This is a genomic window from Candidatus Profftella armatura (genome assembly GCF_000441555.1).
GTDB classification, from domain to species: domain Bacteria; phylum Pseudomonadota; class Gammaproteobacteria; order Burkholderiales; family Burkholderiaceae; genus Profftella; species Profftella armatura.
The window spans coordinates 1-16,174 of the sequence record NC_021885.1; the positions used below are offsets into that span (position 1 = coordinate 1).

Below are 16,174 nucleotides of genomic sequence, written 5' to 3' on the forward strand. Positions count from 1 at the left end.
TGTGAAAAATAATTTTATATTTATGTGTAAGTTAATATAATGAACTATAAACTAACTGTAAAATTATAAAATTTAATATTTTTTAAAAAATTATTAGTTATAATTTTATAGGAAGATATTTTAGTAAGTTATCTTTAATAAATTAAATTTTAATAAATTAAATTACGAAACATATGGAACAATTGATTAAAAATAGATCAAAATTTATTTATTCTAAAAGTGAATTTCAACAATTAGCTCAAGATATGCTAAATTATGCAAAAAAAATAGGAGCATCACATTCATCAATTGAATTTAATGAAGGAAATGGTTTTTCTGTTTTTGTCCGAAAAGGTAAGATAGACGTTATTGAGCAAAATAATGATAAAAATATGAATGTAATTATTTATATTCAAGATGGAAAAAAAATGTTTTATGGAAATTCTAGTACATCAGATTTTTGTAAAAAATCTTTATATGACACAATTAATGCTGCATACAATATAGCTCGTTTTACTGCTTCAGATAATTTTGCGGGATTACCTGATGAAAATACATTAGAAATGAATCCTCTTGATTTTAAATTATATACCCCGTGGTTTTTATCAATAGATGATGCAAAATTAATTGCTTATCGTTGTGAAAATGAAGCATTTAATTTTAATTCTCTTATTGTTAATAATGAAAATACAGGCGTAACTACACAACAATCTCATTTTTTATTAGCTAATAGTCATGGATTTATGAGTGGTTATCCATTTTCTAAGCATATTATTTCTATATCTCCCATAGCTATAAAGGGAAAGGAAATGCAGCGTGATAATTGGTATTCCTCGAATTCTGATCCTAAAAAATTAGATCAACCTGAAATCATTGGTTTTTATGCTGCTAAACGTACAATTTCACGTCTTAAAGCTAAAAAAATTAGCACACGAAAATGTCCGGTATTATTTGAGGCGCCTTTAGCATTTGAATTATTAAATATTTTTGCTCGGTTAATATCTGGTAATTCTCTTTATCGTAAATCTACTTTTTTAGTTGATTCATTAGGAAAAAAAATATTTAGCTCACATATTCAAATCATAGAAGATCCTCATATTTTAGGTTCATTTGGTTCTTCTTCATTTGACAATGAAGGGGTAAAAACTCAAAAACGCCTAGTAGTTAAAAATGGTATAATTCAAGGATATTTTTTGTCAACTTATTCAGCCAAAAAACTTGGAATGAAAACTACTGGAAATTCTGGAGGAGCACATCATTTAATTATTATTTCTAATAAAACTAAATCATCAGATAATTTAAAAGAAATGTTAAAAAAAATGAATACGGGACTTTTGGTTACAGAATTAATGGGTGATGGTATAAATTATATTACCGGGGATTATTCAAAAGGAGCATTTGGTTATTGGATTGAAAATGGAAAAATTCAATATTCTGTAGAAGAAATTACAATTTCTGGTAAATTACAAAATATGTTTAAACAAATTGTTGCTATTGGTAGTGATGTTTTAACAAGAAACTCTAATACTAGTGGCTCAATTTTAATTGAAAATATGATTATTGCTGGAAAATAATACTAATTAAATATAAATAAAATAAAAATTTTATTCACATTATAAAAATATACAAAAAATATTTTTATAATTAAATATAATAAAATTAATAAAATATAATTAACATATATTATTATTTTATGAGTAAAAATTTTTTTGTAAAAAAAATTGGTTTACCAAGATTATTAATTATTGGTTGTGGAAATATTGGTATACGTTTATTAAATTTATTGCATAAACGTTTTCGTATATTTGCGGTTACTAAAAATTTAAAAATTTTTTTTAAATTACGTTCTTTGGGAGTAATACCGATTTTGATTGATTTAGGTGATTATAAAAGTTTAAAAAGATTAAAAAAAATAGCAAATATTATTATTTTTCTTGCCCCGCCTTTTTCAAAGGATATTTATGATAAAGGTAGTCGAAATTTATTTTCTGTTTTTAATAAAAATTCAATTTTAATGTATATTAGTACTACAGGTGTTTATGGTAATTGTAATAGTGATTTTATTGATGAAACTAGATTAGTTAATCCATGTACTGAACGGGCTAAGCGTAGAATTGATGCAGAACAAATATGGAAAATATGGGCTCGTTTTTTAAAAAATAAATTAATAATTTTACGTGTTCCAGGTATATATTCGAAGTCTAGACTTCCGTTAGAGCGTTTAAAGAATAAAATAGGAGCATTAGTAGAGTCAGAAGATGTATTTACTAATCATATTCACGCTAATGATTTAGCAAGATTGATTATATTTGCTATAAATAGAGGTTTATCATTAAGAGTGTATAATACTGTAGACGATAGTAATCTAAAAATGGCTGATTATTTTGATAAAATATCTAATTTATTTAAATTACCCAAATCTCCAAGATTTTCTTATTTTGAATTAAAAAATCAAAAAAACGTATCATCATTTTTATTATCATTTATGTCAGAATCAAGACGTATACATAATAAAAGAATTAAAAAGGAATTAAAATTCATATTTAATTATTCAGATATTAATGATTTCTTTATCAAGAATAAGAGTATTTTAAAAATATGATGATTAAAAAATATAGGCGCCTGCCTTACTGGAATCGAACCAGTAACCTATGCCTTAGAAGGGCATTGCTCTATCCGGTTAAGCTAAAGGCAGAAAATAATAATTTTTCTTGAAGAATACTATTTATACAAGTATAAATATTTTTTTATATTTTTATTTTCTTTAAAAATTTAGTTTTAAAAATAAAATTATTTTTTTATGCTCCCTGACCTGGGCTCGAACCAGGGACCTGCGGATTAACAGTCCGTCGCTCTACCAACTGAGCTATCAGGGATAAGATGATATTTTGAATTTTCACTAAAAATTATAATCTTGTCAAGATAATATATTTTTTAAAAATATTATCTCTATATATTTTTTAATGATGCTTTATGATAATAAATATTGCACAAAAATTATTTTATTATCATCTAAATAATTTGAATAAATTATTAATAATAAATTTTTTTATTAAATTTAATATAAGTGACATTAAAAATAAATAAAAATTTTAATATTAAACTAGTGTCATGTACAGAGTTTTTATTTGTAAAAGAATACAAGAAGTTTTTTACTATTTTTATTTAATAAATTTACTATTACTGATTGATTATAAATAAGTCTATCAATTTAATATTTTTCAGAAATTTGTACATATTTTAAAAGTGGAGTAATATGATTACATCATGATAAACTTTCACTCTAAAATTATTTTTAATATATTTTTATCTGCATTAATTTTTTTAAAACTACCAAAAATTTTATTGTTTAAAGAATGTTTAATAAAATAAAAATAATTTTAATTTTGAAAAAATATCATTTTTATTTTTTAAATTTAATATTAAAAATCAAAAGTAATAATGTATTTTTTGATTGTATTTTAAGTGTACAATTAATATTTAATAGTTTTAAAATTTTTATAAAAACTATAAAATATCGAAAATATATATATAATTAAATTTTAAAATTTAACTATTTTATAAAAACTATATATACATGAATTCTGAAATTAAAAACAATTTTTTATTTAATGAATATAAAATAAAAAATCTTCCAATATATATGGATTATTCAGCTACTACACCAATTGATCCTCGTGTTGTTGATAAAATGATTCCATATCTTCGTGTTCAATTTGGTAACCCTGCTTCGCGTAATCATATATATGGTTGGACAGCAGAAAAAGCAATAGAAAAAGCTCGTAATGAAGTTGCTCAATTAATTTATGCCGACCCAAGAGAAATTATATGGACTTCTGGTGCAACAGAGAGTAATAATTTAGCCATTAAAGGTGCTGCTCATTTTTATAAAAAAAGAGGAAAACATATTATTACAGTACAAACTGAACATAAGTCTGTACTTGATTCAATTAGAAAACTTGAGAATGATGGTTTTAGAGTTACTTATTTAAAACCTAAGAATAACGGATTAATTACTCTTTCTCAATTAGAGGAGAAGATTTGTTCTGACACTATTTTAGTTTCTGTTATGTTGGTTAATAATGAAATTGGAGTGATACAACCTATTTTAGAGATTGGTGAATTATGTAGATCAAAAGGTGTTATTTTTCATTGCGATGCAGCACAAGCTGTTGGAAAAATTGATATTAATATTCAAAATTGTAAAGTTGATTTAATGAGTTTTTCTGCGCACAAAATATATGGACCTAAAGGTATTGGAGCTTTATATATACGAAGAAACCCTAGAACTCGTATAGAAGCTCAAATTCATGGAGGTGGTCATGAGTATGGTTTGCGTTCGGGAACATTAGCTACTCATCAAATTGTAGGAATGGGTGAAGCATTTCGTTTGGCGCGTATAGAAATGAAAGAAGAATTAAAGCGTATATTATTTTTACAAAAGCGTTTATATAATGGATTAATGGAATCTATTGAAGAAATTTATATTAATGGTGATATGAATAATCGTATTCCCCATAATTTAAATATTAGTTTTAATTTTATAGAGGGTGAATCGCTTTTGATGGCAATAAAAGATATTGCTGTTTCATCTGGATCAGCATGTACTTCAGCAAGTTTAGAGCCATCTTATGTGTTGCGAGCATTAGGATGTAATGATGAATTAGCTCATAGTTCAATAAGATTTACCATTGGTCGTTTTACTACTGAAAAAGAAATTGATTTTACTATTAAATTATTAAAAATGAAAGTTAAAAAATTACGCGAATTATCTCCTTTGTGGGATATGCATAAAGAAGGAATCGATCTTAATACAATTAAATGGGCTATTCATTAACATAATTAAAGGTATTAATTTTAATACAATTTTTAGTTTAATTTCTTTAAAAGTAAAGAATTTTTATTTTTTATAAAGGAATTTTTTATGTCTTACTCGGAAAAAGTATTAGATCATTATGAAAATCCACGTAATGTTGGTGTATTTGAAAAAAATGATAATACAGTGGGAACTGGAATGGTTGGCGCTCCAGCTTGTGGTGATGTAATGAAATTACAAATTAAAGTTAATAAAAATGGAGTAATTACTGATGCTAAATTTAAAACTTATGGATGCGGTTCAGCTATCGCCTCTTCATCTTTAGTTACAGAATGGGTTAAAGGTAAAACATTAGATGAAGCGATGTCAATAAAAAATACTGATATTGCAGAGGAATTGGTGCTTCCTCCATTAAAAATACATTGTTCTATTTTAGCTGAAGATGCAATTAAATTGGCTATAGAATCTTATAAAGATAAACAAAAAAATATAAAAAATAAATAATTTAATTTTTATAAAAATGGAAATTAAGGTTACTAAAAAAGCAGCAAAATATATTAATAAATATATACAAAAGAGAGGAAAGGGTATTGGTTTACGATTAGGTGTTTATAATCGTGGTTGCTCTGGTCTTTCTTATAAATTAGAATATGTAGATGAAAAAAGAAAAGAAGATCAAGTATTTAAATTAAATGGTGTACAAATATTTATTAATGAAAAAGATCTTTTATATTTTAATGGTATAGAATTAGATTTTGAATTTGATGGATTGAATAAGGGATTTAAATTTAAAAATCCAAATATTAAAAATAAATGTGGTTGCGGGAAAAGTTTTCAAATTTAAAAATATTTTTATTATTTTTATTCATTGATAAGTAATTAAACATGAAAAATTATTTTGATTTTTTTAATTTACCTAAATGTTTTAATATTGATATGGATTTACTTGATAAAATTTATTACAATTTTCAAAAAAAAATACATCCAGATAATTTTATTCAAAAATCAAAAATTGATCAAGATGCTTCAGTTAAATTATCTACATATTTAAATAAAGCATATTCAATATTAAAAGATCCATTTCTTAGATCTATTTATTTGTGTAAATTAAATGGAATTGATTTAAATACTAAATTAAATCTTAATTTTTCGCATGATTTTTTAGAACAACAAATGAAATGGCGAGAAACTCTTAGTATAATAAAAAATAAAAAAGATAAAGGTAAGTTAGAAATTTTGTCAAAAAAAATACGTAAAATAAGTAAAAAAGAAATGAGAATTATAGAAAATTTTATTAATAAAAATCAGTATAATTCTGCAATATTAAATATACACAAATTAATGTTCTTAAAAAAATTTAATATTGAAATTAATAATGCATTTATGTTAATGAATATAACTCAATAATATAGTGAAATATAGTTAAATTTATGGCATTACTTCAAATCTCAGAACCTGATGATATATCAGTTAAAAATAAATGCGTTTCAATTGGAATTGATTTTGGAACTACTAATTCATTAGTAGCAATAGTTCGAAACAATATTCCAGAAGTATTAAAAGATAAGTATGGTTATTTTCTTATACCATCAATTGTCCGTTATCTTCCTGATGGAAAAATATATGTTGGGAAAAAAGCCAAAATAACACAAAATATTGATCCAAAAAATACTATTTCTTCTATTAAACGTTTTATAGCGCGTGATTTAAAAAATATTAATATAAATAGTTTTCCTTATGATTTTCAAAATAAATTTGGAATGTTACATATTAAAACTATTTCTGGAATAAAAAGTCCAATTGAAATATCAGCTCAAATTTTTATTACTTTAAAAAAGATAGCTGAAAATGCTGTTAATAATAGAATATTTGGAGCGGTTATTACTGTCCCCGCTTATTTTAATGATATTCAAAGACAATTTACCAAAAATGCTGCAAAATTAGCAGGATTAAATGTATTACGTTTGTTAAATGAACCAACTTCTGCTGCTATAGCTTATAAATTAGATAAAAATATTTTTGAAGGTATTTTTGCTGTATATGATCTTGGTGGTGGGACTTTTGATATTTCAATTTTAAAATTTAAGAATGGTGTATTTAAAGTTTTATCTGTTGGGGGTGATTCAAATCTTGGTGGAGATGATTTTGATTATTGTTTGTTTTCTTGGATTGTAAAAAATGCTTTCTTAAAAAAATTATCGTATAAAGATGTTAATATCTTAATGATCAAGTCTCGTGAAATTAAAGAATTATTATCATATCAATCTAGTGTTAAATTAAATGTTAAATTAAGTGATAAAAAAATAGTTAATATAACTATTGATATGAAACAATTTTTTACAATAACACAGCATTTGGTTAATAGGACTATTTTACTTTCTAGCAAAGCATTAATGGATGCTAACTTAACCATTAAAGATATTAATAATGTTATATTAGTTGGTGGTTCTACTCGTATGAAGCATATTCATGAAGGAGTTAGTAATTTTTTTAAAACTACTTTATTAACAAGTATAGATCCAGATAAAGCTGTAGTATTTGGTGCAGCAATTCAAGCTAATTTTTTATCCGGAAATCGAGGTATTGATGATAATTTTCTTTTACTGGATGTAATTCCCTTATCTTTAGGTATTGAAACTATTGGTGGTTTAGTAGAAAAAATTATTTTTCGAAATACTACTATTCCATGTTCTTATTCTGGTGAATTTACAACATTTAAAGACAATCAAACTGCAATAGCTATTAAAGTGGTTCAAGGTGAAGATGAATTAGTTAAAAATTGTCAGGTTTTGGCAAATTTTGAGTTGCGCGATATTCCTCCTATGCCGGCTGGTAGAGCTCGTATAAAAGTAACTTATCAAGTTGATGCGGATGGTTTATTATCGATTTTTGCATACGAAAAGATATCTGGAAAAAAAAAATTTATTACTATTAAACCGTTTTATAATATGAATTTAGATGAGATAAAAAGTAATTTAAAAGATAAATAATTATTATATTAAAAATTTAATAAAAATTAAAAATAGAATTTTGAAAAAGTAAAATTTTATAGTAACATATTTGTAAAAATGTTTTTTATTTTAATAGCGATATATTGTTATAAATAAAAGTAAAAAATATCAAAAAATAAAAAGATTAAATTTAATATTTTCAATAATAAACTTTTAAAAAATAAATTTGTATGCCACAAGTTATTGTTTTACCTCATCCTGTTCTTTGTGAAGATGGTGCGATTTTTAATGAAAATTCTGGTATCTCTTTATGTGATGCGTTATTAAAAAATTCAATTTTTATTGAGCATGCATGCGAAAAATCTTGTGCATGTGCTACTTGCCATGTAATTATTAGAGAAGGTTTTAATGAAATAAATAAAGCTAATGAAGTAGAAGAAGATATGTTAAATAAAGCATGGGGTCTAGAAGAAAATTCAAGATTATCTTGTCAGGTAATATTAGGATCATCAGATTTAACTATTGAAATTCCACGATATACAATAAATCAAGTTAAATAAAATTATTTTTAAAAATAAAATTTTTCTAATTATACATTTATTTTTTTTAAATATATAAAATTTTTATTATGGCTGGACATAGTAAATGGGCTAACATAAAAAGAAAAAAATTAATAGTTGATGCTAAACGAGGTAAAATATGTACTCGTATCATGAGAGAATTAAGAGTTGCTATTAATTTTGGTAATAATCCTGATACTAATATAAAATTACGTTTAGCTATTGAAAAAGCTTTAGACGCTAATATACCTAAAAATAATATTTTTCGTGCTATTCAAAAAAATAATAGCAATATTAAAAATGAGAATATAAATTATATAGAAGTTCGATACGAAGGTTATAGTGTTAATGGAGCGGCTATAATAGTTGATTGTATTACTAATAATCGTATGCGTACAGTATCTAATATACGTAATATTTTTAATAAAAATGGGGGAAATTTAAGTAAAGAAGGATCAGTGTTATTTATGTTCAAACATTGTGGCCAATTGTTATTTTCACCTAATACAAAAAAAAATACTCTATTAGATTTGGCTTTAGAAAAGGGTGCTGAAGATTTTTTAATAGATAAAGATAATAAAATTACAATAATTACATCGCCTTCAAAATTTATAGAAATAAAAAATTCATTAGAAATGACTGGATTTAAAGCAGAATCTTCTGGTATTGTAATGAAACCATATACAAATATTGTATTTAAAGATGGTGAAGCTATTAAATTACAAAAACTTTTAAATGAGTTAAAAAAATTACATGATGTGAAAAAAGTTTATACTAATGCTTTAATTTTTGATTAAAAAATAAAAATATTTAAAAATTTAGTGCTTAACTAAAATTACGAAATATTATTTAAATTAAAATTATTATATTTTGTATAACGTTATTAGTTATAAAAATTTATTAATTGTTTTATTAATTAATTAAATCTAATTTAAATTTACGTTATTTAAATAAAACTTTTACTAATTTTTTATTTATTTCCATGTTGTATTACGAATTTTATTGGTAGGATTATATTGATTTTTTTGTATTTATATAGTAATTGGATTTACTTGTTGAAGTAAGTATAATCTGGACTATTTATAATTTTTGGTATTTTTATTAATTTTGTATTCTAAAAGTTGAATAATATATAAATATTTCAGATATATTGGTTTTTTAAAGGATATGATTTTTTTATTATTATTTTAGCAAAAATAATAATTTTAAAGTATATATCGGTAATAATAAATTATTTAACTATATAATTTATAAAATGCTATTGATTTTGAAAAGAATTAATTAATATATGTTTTAAATGCATGAAATTATATGTTTTATTAGGAATACGTTTATTTTTTAACATAAAATTTTAAGCGATAAAAATTATGTTAATTACAACTACTAATTAAATTATAATTAGCGATCTTTCACGGTTATTTATAAAAAGCATTTTTATACTACATAGTTTTATTTTTTATTTTATTAAATTTTAATTGAATTTAAATTTTATGATTAAATGAATATTAATAAACGACAAATAATGGTTATTAAAATACTAAAAGATATTAAGGCACAAGATATAAAGGTATATGATACATCTAATTTAACTAATTTATTTGATAGAATTACTATTGCTTCTGGAAGTTCTAAACGACAAATTAATGCATTAGCTGTATCAATACGTAAGAATATTAAAAATATAAATAATAATATTGTAAATATAGAAGGTAAAAAATCTAGCGAATGGCTTTTATTAGATTTAGGGGATATAATTATTCATATTATGAATCCATATATTAGAAATATGTATAACTTAGAAGAAATTTGGGGTGAAAAAGAAATTAAATTTAACTAAATATATTGAATAATAAAAATTATGAAATTTCATAAAGATCTTGATTTGAGGGGTTTGTATTGTCCTATACCTATTTTAAGAACTAAAAAAATTTTATCAAAAATGTCGCATGGAGAAATTTTACGTATTACAGCAACGGATATTAATATTTTTGAAGATATTAATATTTTTTCTATACAAACAGGAAATATTTTGTTAAAAAAAATAAAAAAAAATAATGAATTTATTTTTTTTATAAAACGTAAATAAATTTAATTTTCGTTTCGAAGATGAGGAAATAGAATGACATCACGAATGTTTTTTGAGTTAGTTAATAACATAATTAAACGATCAACACCAATTCCACAACCAGAAGCTGGTGGCATACCATATTCTAATGCATGAATATAATCTGTATCATAATAAGAAGATAACTCTCCATTAATTTCATTTTTTAAATCAATTTGATTTTTAAAGCGAACAGATTGTTCTTCAGGATCATTTAATTCAGAAAAACCATTAGCAATTTCATTTCCAATAATAAATAACTCAAAACGTTCTGTTATATTATTATTTTCTATATTTGATTTTCTAGCTAATGGTGAAATTTCAGTAGGATAATTAGTAATATAAGTTGGATTCCAAAGTTTTGTTTCGGTAGTTTCTTCAAATAACATGAGTTGTAATATATCTTTTTTTAAATTATTTAATATTTTTTTTTGATTAAATTTTGGATTAATTTTTTTTAATTCAGATTTTAGAAATAATTTATTTTGTAAATCTATTTCGTTGTATTGAGGTGTATATTTTTTTATAGCTTCAATAATAGTTAATTTTTCAAATGATTTACTAAAATCAAGTAAACGACCTTGGTAATCTATTTTAGTGGTACCTATACAATCCATTATTATTTTTTTAATCATTTTTTCTGTAAATTTCATTAACCAAATATAATTTGTATAAGCAGCATAAAATTCTATCATTGTAAATTCAGGATTATGTCTAGGTGAAATTCCTTCATTACGAAAATTTTTATTAATCTCAAAAATTTTATTAAATCCTCCAATTATAAGACGTTTTAGATATAATTCTGGAGCTATTCTTAAAAACATTTTCATGTTAAGAGAATTATGATGAGTAATAAATGGTTTAGCTATAGCCCCCCCAGGTTTATTATGTAATATTGGTGTTTCAACTTCCATAAAATCATTTTTTTCCATAAAGTGTCTAATAGAAGAAATTATTTGCGTTCTTTTTTTAAAAACTTTTCGCGTATTTTCATTTATAATTAAATCAATATAACGGTGACGATATTTAATTTCTTGATTAGATAATTTTTGAAATTTATTAGGAAGTGGTCGTAATGATTTAGTAATTAATTTTAGTGATGATACTTTTATAGATAATTCTCCTGTATTAGTTTTGAATAAAGTTCCTTTTGCTCCAATAATATCTCCTATATCATAATTTTTGAAATCAGTATATAAATTTTTACCAATAATTTCGTTAGAAATGTATAATTGAATTTTACCATTAGAATCTGGACCGGATGTATCTTGTAACATGATAAATGAAATTTTCCCCATAACTCTTTTGAGCATTATTCGTCCGGCAACTATAGTAAAAATTGATTTTTGTTTTAATATAAAATTTTCAGTATTATCATAATGTATATGTAAATCATTAGCATTATGTATTGGATAAAAATCATTAGGAAATGCAAAACCTTTTTTTCGTAATAAATTTAATTTATTACGTCTCTCAGAAATTATAGTATTTTCATCCATAATAGTATTTTTTAATTTTTAGTTATTTTGTTTAATAAATGTTGTTTTAATGAGGCAATGATAAAATTATCTAAATCTCCATCTAAAATATCTTTTATATTTTTAGTCTCTAAATTAGTTCTTAAATCCTTAATTCTTGATTTATCTAATACGTACGAACGAATTTGATACCCCCACTTAATATCTTTTTTTGTATCTTCTAATTTTTTTTTTTCTTTTATTTGATATTGTAATTTTAGTTTATATAATTTAGATTTTAGCATATCCCATGCTTCAGATTTATTGCGATGTTGACTGCGATCATTTTGACATTGAACAACAATACCAGTTGGAATATGTGTAATACGAACAGCTGAATCAGTTTTGTTAATATGCTGCCCTCCTGCTCCTGATGCACGATAGGTGTCTATTCGTAAATCAGCAGGATTAATGTTAATATTGATTAAATTATTTATTTCTGGGTATACAAATAAACTGGAAAATGAAGTGTGACGATTATTAGAAGAATCAAAAGGTGATTTACGAACTAATCTGTGTATACCTGATTCTGATTTAAGAAAACCATAAGCATATTTTCCTTTAATTTTTAATGTTGCGGTTTTAATACCCGTTATTTCACCATTTGACTTCTCGAGAATTTCAACTATAAAACCTTTTCTTTCGCAATAACGTAAATATTGACGAAGTAACATAGACGCCCAATCTTGTGCTTCAATTCCCCCGGCCCCGGATTGAATATCAATAAAACAATTATTAAAATCCAATGGATCGTTAAAAAATTGATGGAATTCTATTTCCTTTATTTTATTGTTTAATTTATTAGTATTATCCTCAATTTCTTTTAACATATTTTCTTCTTTTTCTATACATATAATTTCAAATAAATCACGATTATAAGATATTTCTTCTTCAATTTTAATTAAATTTAAAACAATATGTTCTAATTTTTTTTTTTCTTTTCTAAGTTTTTTTATATATTCTTGATTTTTCCAAATGTCAGGGAATTTAAGTTTATTATTAATTATATCAAGTTTTTTAAATTTTTTATCAAAGTCAAAGATATCTCCGTAGTTCAATCATCTTATTACTTATATTATTTAATTTTATCTTGATGCTATTTAAGTATTCTGATTCCATTTTTTTAAAAAAGTAAAATTTTATAAATTATTTAATTAATTATAAATATAAATTTATTTATAATAAATTTTTTAAATTTGGTTTAATCCAAAATTTTCGTAGAATATTACGATTGCAATTAAATTGAGTAATTTTATTTCGTTTAGTTAAAATTAATTTAAGCGATTTTAAAGATCCATTATTTAATTTTTGAAGTAATTTAGTGAACAAGTTTTTTTCTAATTTTTTAATACATTTTATCCAATAACTCCATTCATTTAAAATACTAGGTTCAATTAATTCATCAAGTATTATTAAAGCGCGTGATCCAGGTTTTTGTATTATTTTTTCTAGTATATTATTTTTATTATTACATAAGTATTTATTAAATAATTTCATCCATCCAGAAAGATTAAAACAAGAATCATAAATAGGGATATTAGAAAAATTCTTAATAATATTAAAAGATTTTTTAAAATCAGATCCTCCCCATAACCATAATGAATTAATTTTTTTTAACCCAATATTTTCTCTTTCTATATTAACTTTATGATTAAACCAATTCATTTGTATTTCATTTTGTAATTTTAGCCAATCTTTATGTCCTTTTCCTTTAGGTATCCAATTTTTAATATTCTGTTCACTGGCAGCATTTGGTGTTGCTGTAATTAATTTTTTCCAATTATCTGCTCTTATAAACCAATTGTTAGCATCTCCATATATAATAGAATATCCATTTTTAGAAAATATAGATTCAGCTATTTTGAATAAAATAAATGATGATTGATGTGTTAAATATAATTTCCGTGTATCTGTTAGTATTAAACAATTAGATCCAACATGAATATGTACTGGATTTATTAAAAACCAATAACCTTTTAGAATTGGAATTCCTAGCATATACATAGCCATATGAGCAATAGATAAATTATTATAATAACTAAAATTTAATTGAGAAAAAATTTTTGAATTAAAAAAATTATTGCAAGAAATCAATCCTAAAGTTTGCGCTACCCAATTTTCATGAGCAAGTGCTCTAGAAAATGGATTAATTAATTGAGTTTTTATTAAACTTTTTGTGAGTAAAATTGATAAAGAAGATAAAGAAGATATTTGATATTTATCAATAAAATTATTAGCTATCTCAAGCGGTAATAATCCAAACGGTATTAAAATATCTAAATGTTTCATATAGAATTTATATAAAAAAATTATAGATTAATAGATTGTTGAGATTTATTTTTATATTTATTTCATCAATTTTTTACATTTATTTTATCAATTTTTTGATATTTTTATTTAAAAATTAATTTAATTCATTTTTTAAATTTTAAAATTTTTAATCTATTGAAGTAAAATAATTATTAATATACATAAATTTTTATGTTTATACAATAAAAATTTTAATAATATTTTTTTGATGTTAAAACAACTTAATGATATAATTTTAATATTATTTTAAAAAACTTTTTTTATTAAATCATTATTAATTTTATTTAATCTGTTCAAAAGGAGAGGTGGCCGAGTGGTTAATGGCAGCAGACTGTAAATCTGCCCTCTTATGAGTTCGTTGGTTCGAATCCAGCCCTCTCCAAAAAGTAAAGCACAAAATAATTAAATTAATTTATTTTCCTAAATATTTTCATATTCGCGGGTGTAGCTTAATGGCAGAGCTAAAGCCTTCCAAGCTTAAGACGAGGGTTCGATTCCCTTCACCCGCTCCATTTTTCTTATTATTAATAAGTTACTGCCCTTGTGGCTCAATGGTAGAGCACTCCCTTGGTAAGGGAGAGGTCACGTGTTCAATTCACGTCAAGGGCATTGAGATATAAATTTTAATTTTCTTTTTTATAAAAATTCTAGATGAAAAACATATTTAAAGTAAGATACTTTTTCTGTATATTCTCGTAAAATTGTTAGGAGTATAAAATGGCAAAAAGTAAATTTGAACGAACTAAGCCGCATATAAATGTTGGAACAATAGGTCATGTTGACCATGGAAAAACTACATTAACAGCCGCAATTGCAACTGTATTATCAAAAAAATTTGGTGGTGAAGCAAAATCTTATGATCAAATAGATGCAGCACCGGAAGAAAAAGCTCGGGGTATTACAATTAATACCGCTCATATAGAATATGAAACAAAGGCTAGACATTATGCTCATGTTGATTGCCCTGGACACGCTGATTATATAAAAAATATGATTACAGGAGCAGCACAAATGGATGGGGCTATTTTAGTCTGTTCTGCTGCTGATGGACCAATGCCTCAGACACGTGAGCATATTTTATTAGCTCGTCAAGTGGGTGTACCGTATATTGTTGTTTTTTTAAATAAAGCAGATATGGTGGATGATGAAGAATTATTGGAATTAGTTGAAATAGAAATTAGAGAATTATTAAATAAGTATGAATTTCCTGGAAATGATATACCAATAATTAAAGGTTCAGCAAAACTAGCCTTAGAAGGTGATACAGGTCCGTTAGGTGAGCAATCAATTTTATCTTTATCTAAAGCTTTAGATACTTATATTCCTACTCCTAATCGAGCAATAGACGGTGCTTTTTTATTGCCAGTTGAAGATGTTTTCTCTATATCAGGTAGAGGTACAGTAGTAACTGGTCGTGTTGAACGGGGTATTGTAAGGGTTGGAGAGGAATTAGAAATAATTGGTATTAAGGATACTGTAAAAACAACATGTACTGGTGTAGAAATGTTTCGTAAATTATTAGATCAAGGGCAAGCTGGTGATAATATTGGATTATTATTGCGCGGAACAAAACGTGAAGATGTAGAAAGAGGACAAGTTTTAGCTAAACCTGGATCAATTAAACCACATAAGCATTTTACTGGTGAAATTTATGCTTTATCAAAAGATGAAGGAGGTCGCCATACTCCGTTTTTTAGTAACTATCGTCCTCAGTTTTATTTTAGAACTACTGATGTAACAGGTTCAATTGAATTGCCAAAAAATAAAGAAATGGTAATGCCGGGAGATAATGTGTTAATTACGGTGCGATTGATTAATCCAATTGCCATGGAGGAAGGTTTACGTTTTGCTATTCGCGAAGGCGGTAGAACTGTTGGCGCGGGAGTTGTTGTTAAGATTATTGAATAAAAATTATATGTTAATTTTTTAAAAATAAG

15 protein-coding genes and 5 tRNA genes are annotated in these 16,174 nt (G+C 24.1%); 15 read left to right on the forward strand and 5 right to left on the reverse strand.

The features are described from left to right. Window positions 1–173: 173 nt before the first annotated feature. Window positions 174–1,553, forward strand: coding sequence for a TldD/PmbA family protein (locus SSDC_RS00005; protein ID WP_020915273.1), 1,380 nt, complete (start codon window positions 174–176; stop codon window positions 1,551–1,553). A 119-nt stretch (window positions 1,554–1,672) separates the two neighbouring features. After that, window positions 1,673–2,581, forward strand: coding sequence for a Rossmann-fold NAD(P)-binding domain-containing protein (locus SSDC_RS00010; protein WP_020915274.1), 909 nt, complete (start codon window positions 1,673–1,675; stop codon window positions 2,579–2,581). 19 nt (window positions 2,582–2,600) lie between these two features. Here SSDC_RS00010 and SSDC_RS00015 read toward each other — a convergent pair. Both SSDC_RS00015 and SSDC_RS00020 read right to left on the reverse strand, forming a co-directional pair. After that, window positions 2,601–2,674: transfer RNA gene (locus SSDC_RS00015), tRNA-Arg, on the reverse strand. 108 nt (window positions 2,675–2,782) lie between these two features. Further along, window positions 2,783–2,855, reverse strand: a tRNA-Asn gene (locus SSDC_RS00020). Between the two features lie 701 nt (window positions 2,856–3,556). Between SSDC_RS00020 and SSDC_RS00030 the strand changes: the two genes are divergently transcribed. The 9 genes from SSDC_RS00030 (at window position 3,557) to SSDC_RS00070 (ending at window position 10,392) form a co-directional block, all read left to right on the forward strand. Next, window positions 3,557–4,816: an IscS subfamily cysteine desulfurase gene (locus SSDC_RS00030; protein WP_020915276.1), complete on the forward strand. Its 1,260-nt coding sequence runs from the start codon at window positions 3,557–3,559 to the stop codon at window positions 4,814–4,816. Window positions 4,817–4,903: 87 nt separating this feature from the next. Continuing rightward, a complete protein-coding gene (gene iscU / locus SSDC_RS00035) occupies window positions 4,904–5,299 on the forward strand; it encodes a Fe-S cluster assembly scaffold IscU (RefSeq protein WP_020915277.1) in 396 nt (131 codons plus the stop codon). 16 nt (window positions 5,300–5,315) lie between these two features. Then, entirely contained in the window at window positions 5,316–5,639 is a 324-nt protein-coding gene (locus SSDC_RS00040; protein ID WP_020915278.1) for a HesB/IscA family protein, read from the forward strand. A gap of 41 nt (window positions 5,640–5,680) precedes the next feature. Next, window positions 5,681–6,202 carry a Fe-S protein assembly co-chaperone HscB gene (hscB, locus tag SSDC_RS00045; RefSeq protein ID WP_020915279.1) on the forward strand — a complete coding sequence of 174 codons (522 nt, stop codon included), beginning with the start codon at window positions 5,681–5,683 and terminating at the stop codon, window positions 6,200–6,202. 23 nt (window positions 6,203–6,225) lie between these two features. Continuing rightward, window positions 6,226–7,785 (forward strand): Fe-S protein assembly chaperone HscA, encoded by a 1,560-nt coding sequence (gene hscA, locus SSDC_RS00050; protein ID WP_020915280.1) that lies wholly within the window; start codon window positions 6,226–6,228, stop codon window positions 7,783–7,785. A 191-nt stretch (window positions 7,786–7,976) separates the two neighbouring features. Then, window positions 7,977–8,306, forward strand: coding sequence for an ISC system 2Fe-2S type ferredoxin (gene fdx, locus SSDC_RS00055; protein WP_020915281.1), 330 nt, complete (start codon window positions 7,977–7,979; stop codon window positions 8,304–8,306). A gap of 68 nt (window positions 8,307–8,374) precedes the next feature. Continuing rightward, window positions 8,375–9,103 (forward strand): YebC/PmpR family DNA-binding transcriptional regulator, encoded by a 729-nt coding sequence (locus SSDC_RS00060; RefSeq protein ID WP_020915282.1) that lies wholly within the window; start codon window positions 8,375–8,377, stop codon window positions 9,101–9,103. A 701-nt stretch (window positions 9,104–9,804) separates the two neighbouring features. Beyond that, window positions 9,805–10,143: a ribosome silencing factor gene (gene rsfS / locus SSDC_RS00065; RefSeq protein WP_020915283.1), complete on the forward strand. Its 339-nt coding sequence runs from the start codon at window positions 9,805–9,807 to the stop codon at window positions 10,141–10,143. A gap of 21 nt (window positions 10,144–10,164) precedes the next feature. Next, the gene (locus SSDC_RS00070; protein WP_020915284.1) at window positions 10,165–10,392 is read left to right on the forward strand and encodes a sulfurtransferase TusA family protein; all 228 of its coding nucleotides are present in this window, start codon (window positions 10,165–10,167) and stop codon (window positions 10,390–10,392) included. A gap of 2 nt (window positions 10,393–10,394) precedes the next feature. Here SSDC_RS00070 and lysS read toward each other — a convergent pair whose 3' ends face one another. The 3 genes from lysS to SSDC_RS00085 form a co-directional block, all read right to left on the reverse strand. Further along, the gene (gene lysS, locus SSDC_RS00075) at window positions 10,395–11,909 is read right to left on the reverse strand and encodes a lysine--tRNA ligase (protein ID WP_020915285.1); all 1,515 of its coding nucleotides are present in this window, start codon (window positions 11,907–11,909) and stop codon (window positions 10,395–10,397) included. An 11-nt stretch (window positions 11,910–11,920) separates the two neighbouring features. Then, window positions 11,921–13,046, reverse strand: a protein-coding gene (gene prfB / locus SSDC_RS00080; RefSeq protein ID WP_235443392.1) for a peptide chain release factor 2 whose coding sequence is annotated in 2 segments (ribosomal slippage) — window positions 11,921–12,964 and window positions 12,966–13,046 — 1,125 coding nt in all. Because the reading frame shifts where the segments join, the coding sequence is not laid out codon by codon here. 57 nt (window positions 13,047–13,103) lie between these two features. After that, window positions 13,104–14,216: a hypothetical protein gene (locus SSDC_RS00085; protein WP_020915287.1), complete on the reverse strand. Its 1,113-nt coding sequence runs from the start codon at window positions 14,214–14,216 to the stop codon at window positions 13,104–13,106. A 320-nt stretch (window positions 14,217–14,536) separates the two neighbouring features. On the opposite strand from SSDC_RS00085, the gene SSDC_RS00090 reads away from it, so the two are divergent. The 4 genes from SSDC_RS00090 (at window position 14,537) to tuf (ending at window position 16,145) form a co-directional block, all read left to right on the forward strand. Further along, window positions 14,537–14,619: transfer RNA gene (locus tag SSDC_RS00090), tRNA-Tyr, on the forward strand. Between the two features lie 56 nt (window positions 14,620–14,675). Next, window positions 14,676–14,749: transfer RNA gene (locus tag SSDC_RS00095), tRNA-Gly, on the forward strand. 25 nt (window positions 14,750–14,774) lie between these two features. Continuing rightward, window positions 14,775–14,846 (forward strand) — tRNA-Thr (locus tag SSDC_RS00100). 108 nt (window positions 14,847–14,954) lie between these two features. Then, window positions 14,955–16,145: an elongation factor Tu gene (gene tuf, locus SSDC_RS00105; RefSeq protein WP_020915288.1), complete on the forward strand. Its 1,191-nt coding sequence runs from the start codon at window positions 14,955–14,957 to the stop codon at window positions 16,143–16,145. Window positions 16,146–16,174: the final 29 nt, after the last annotated feature.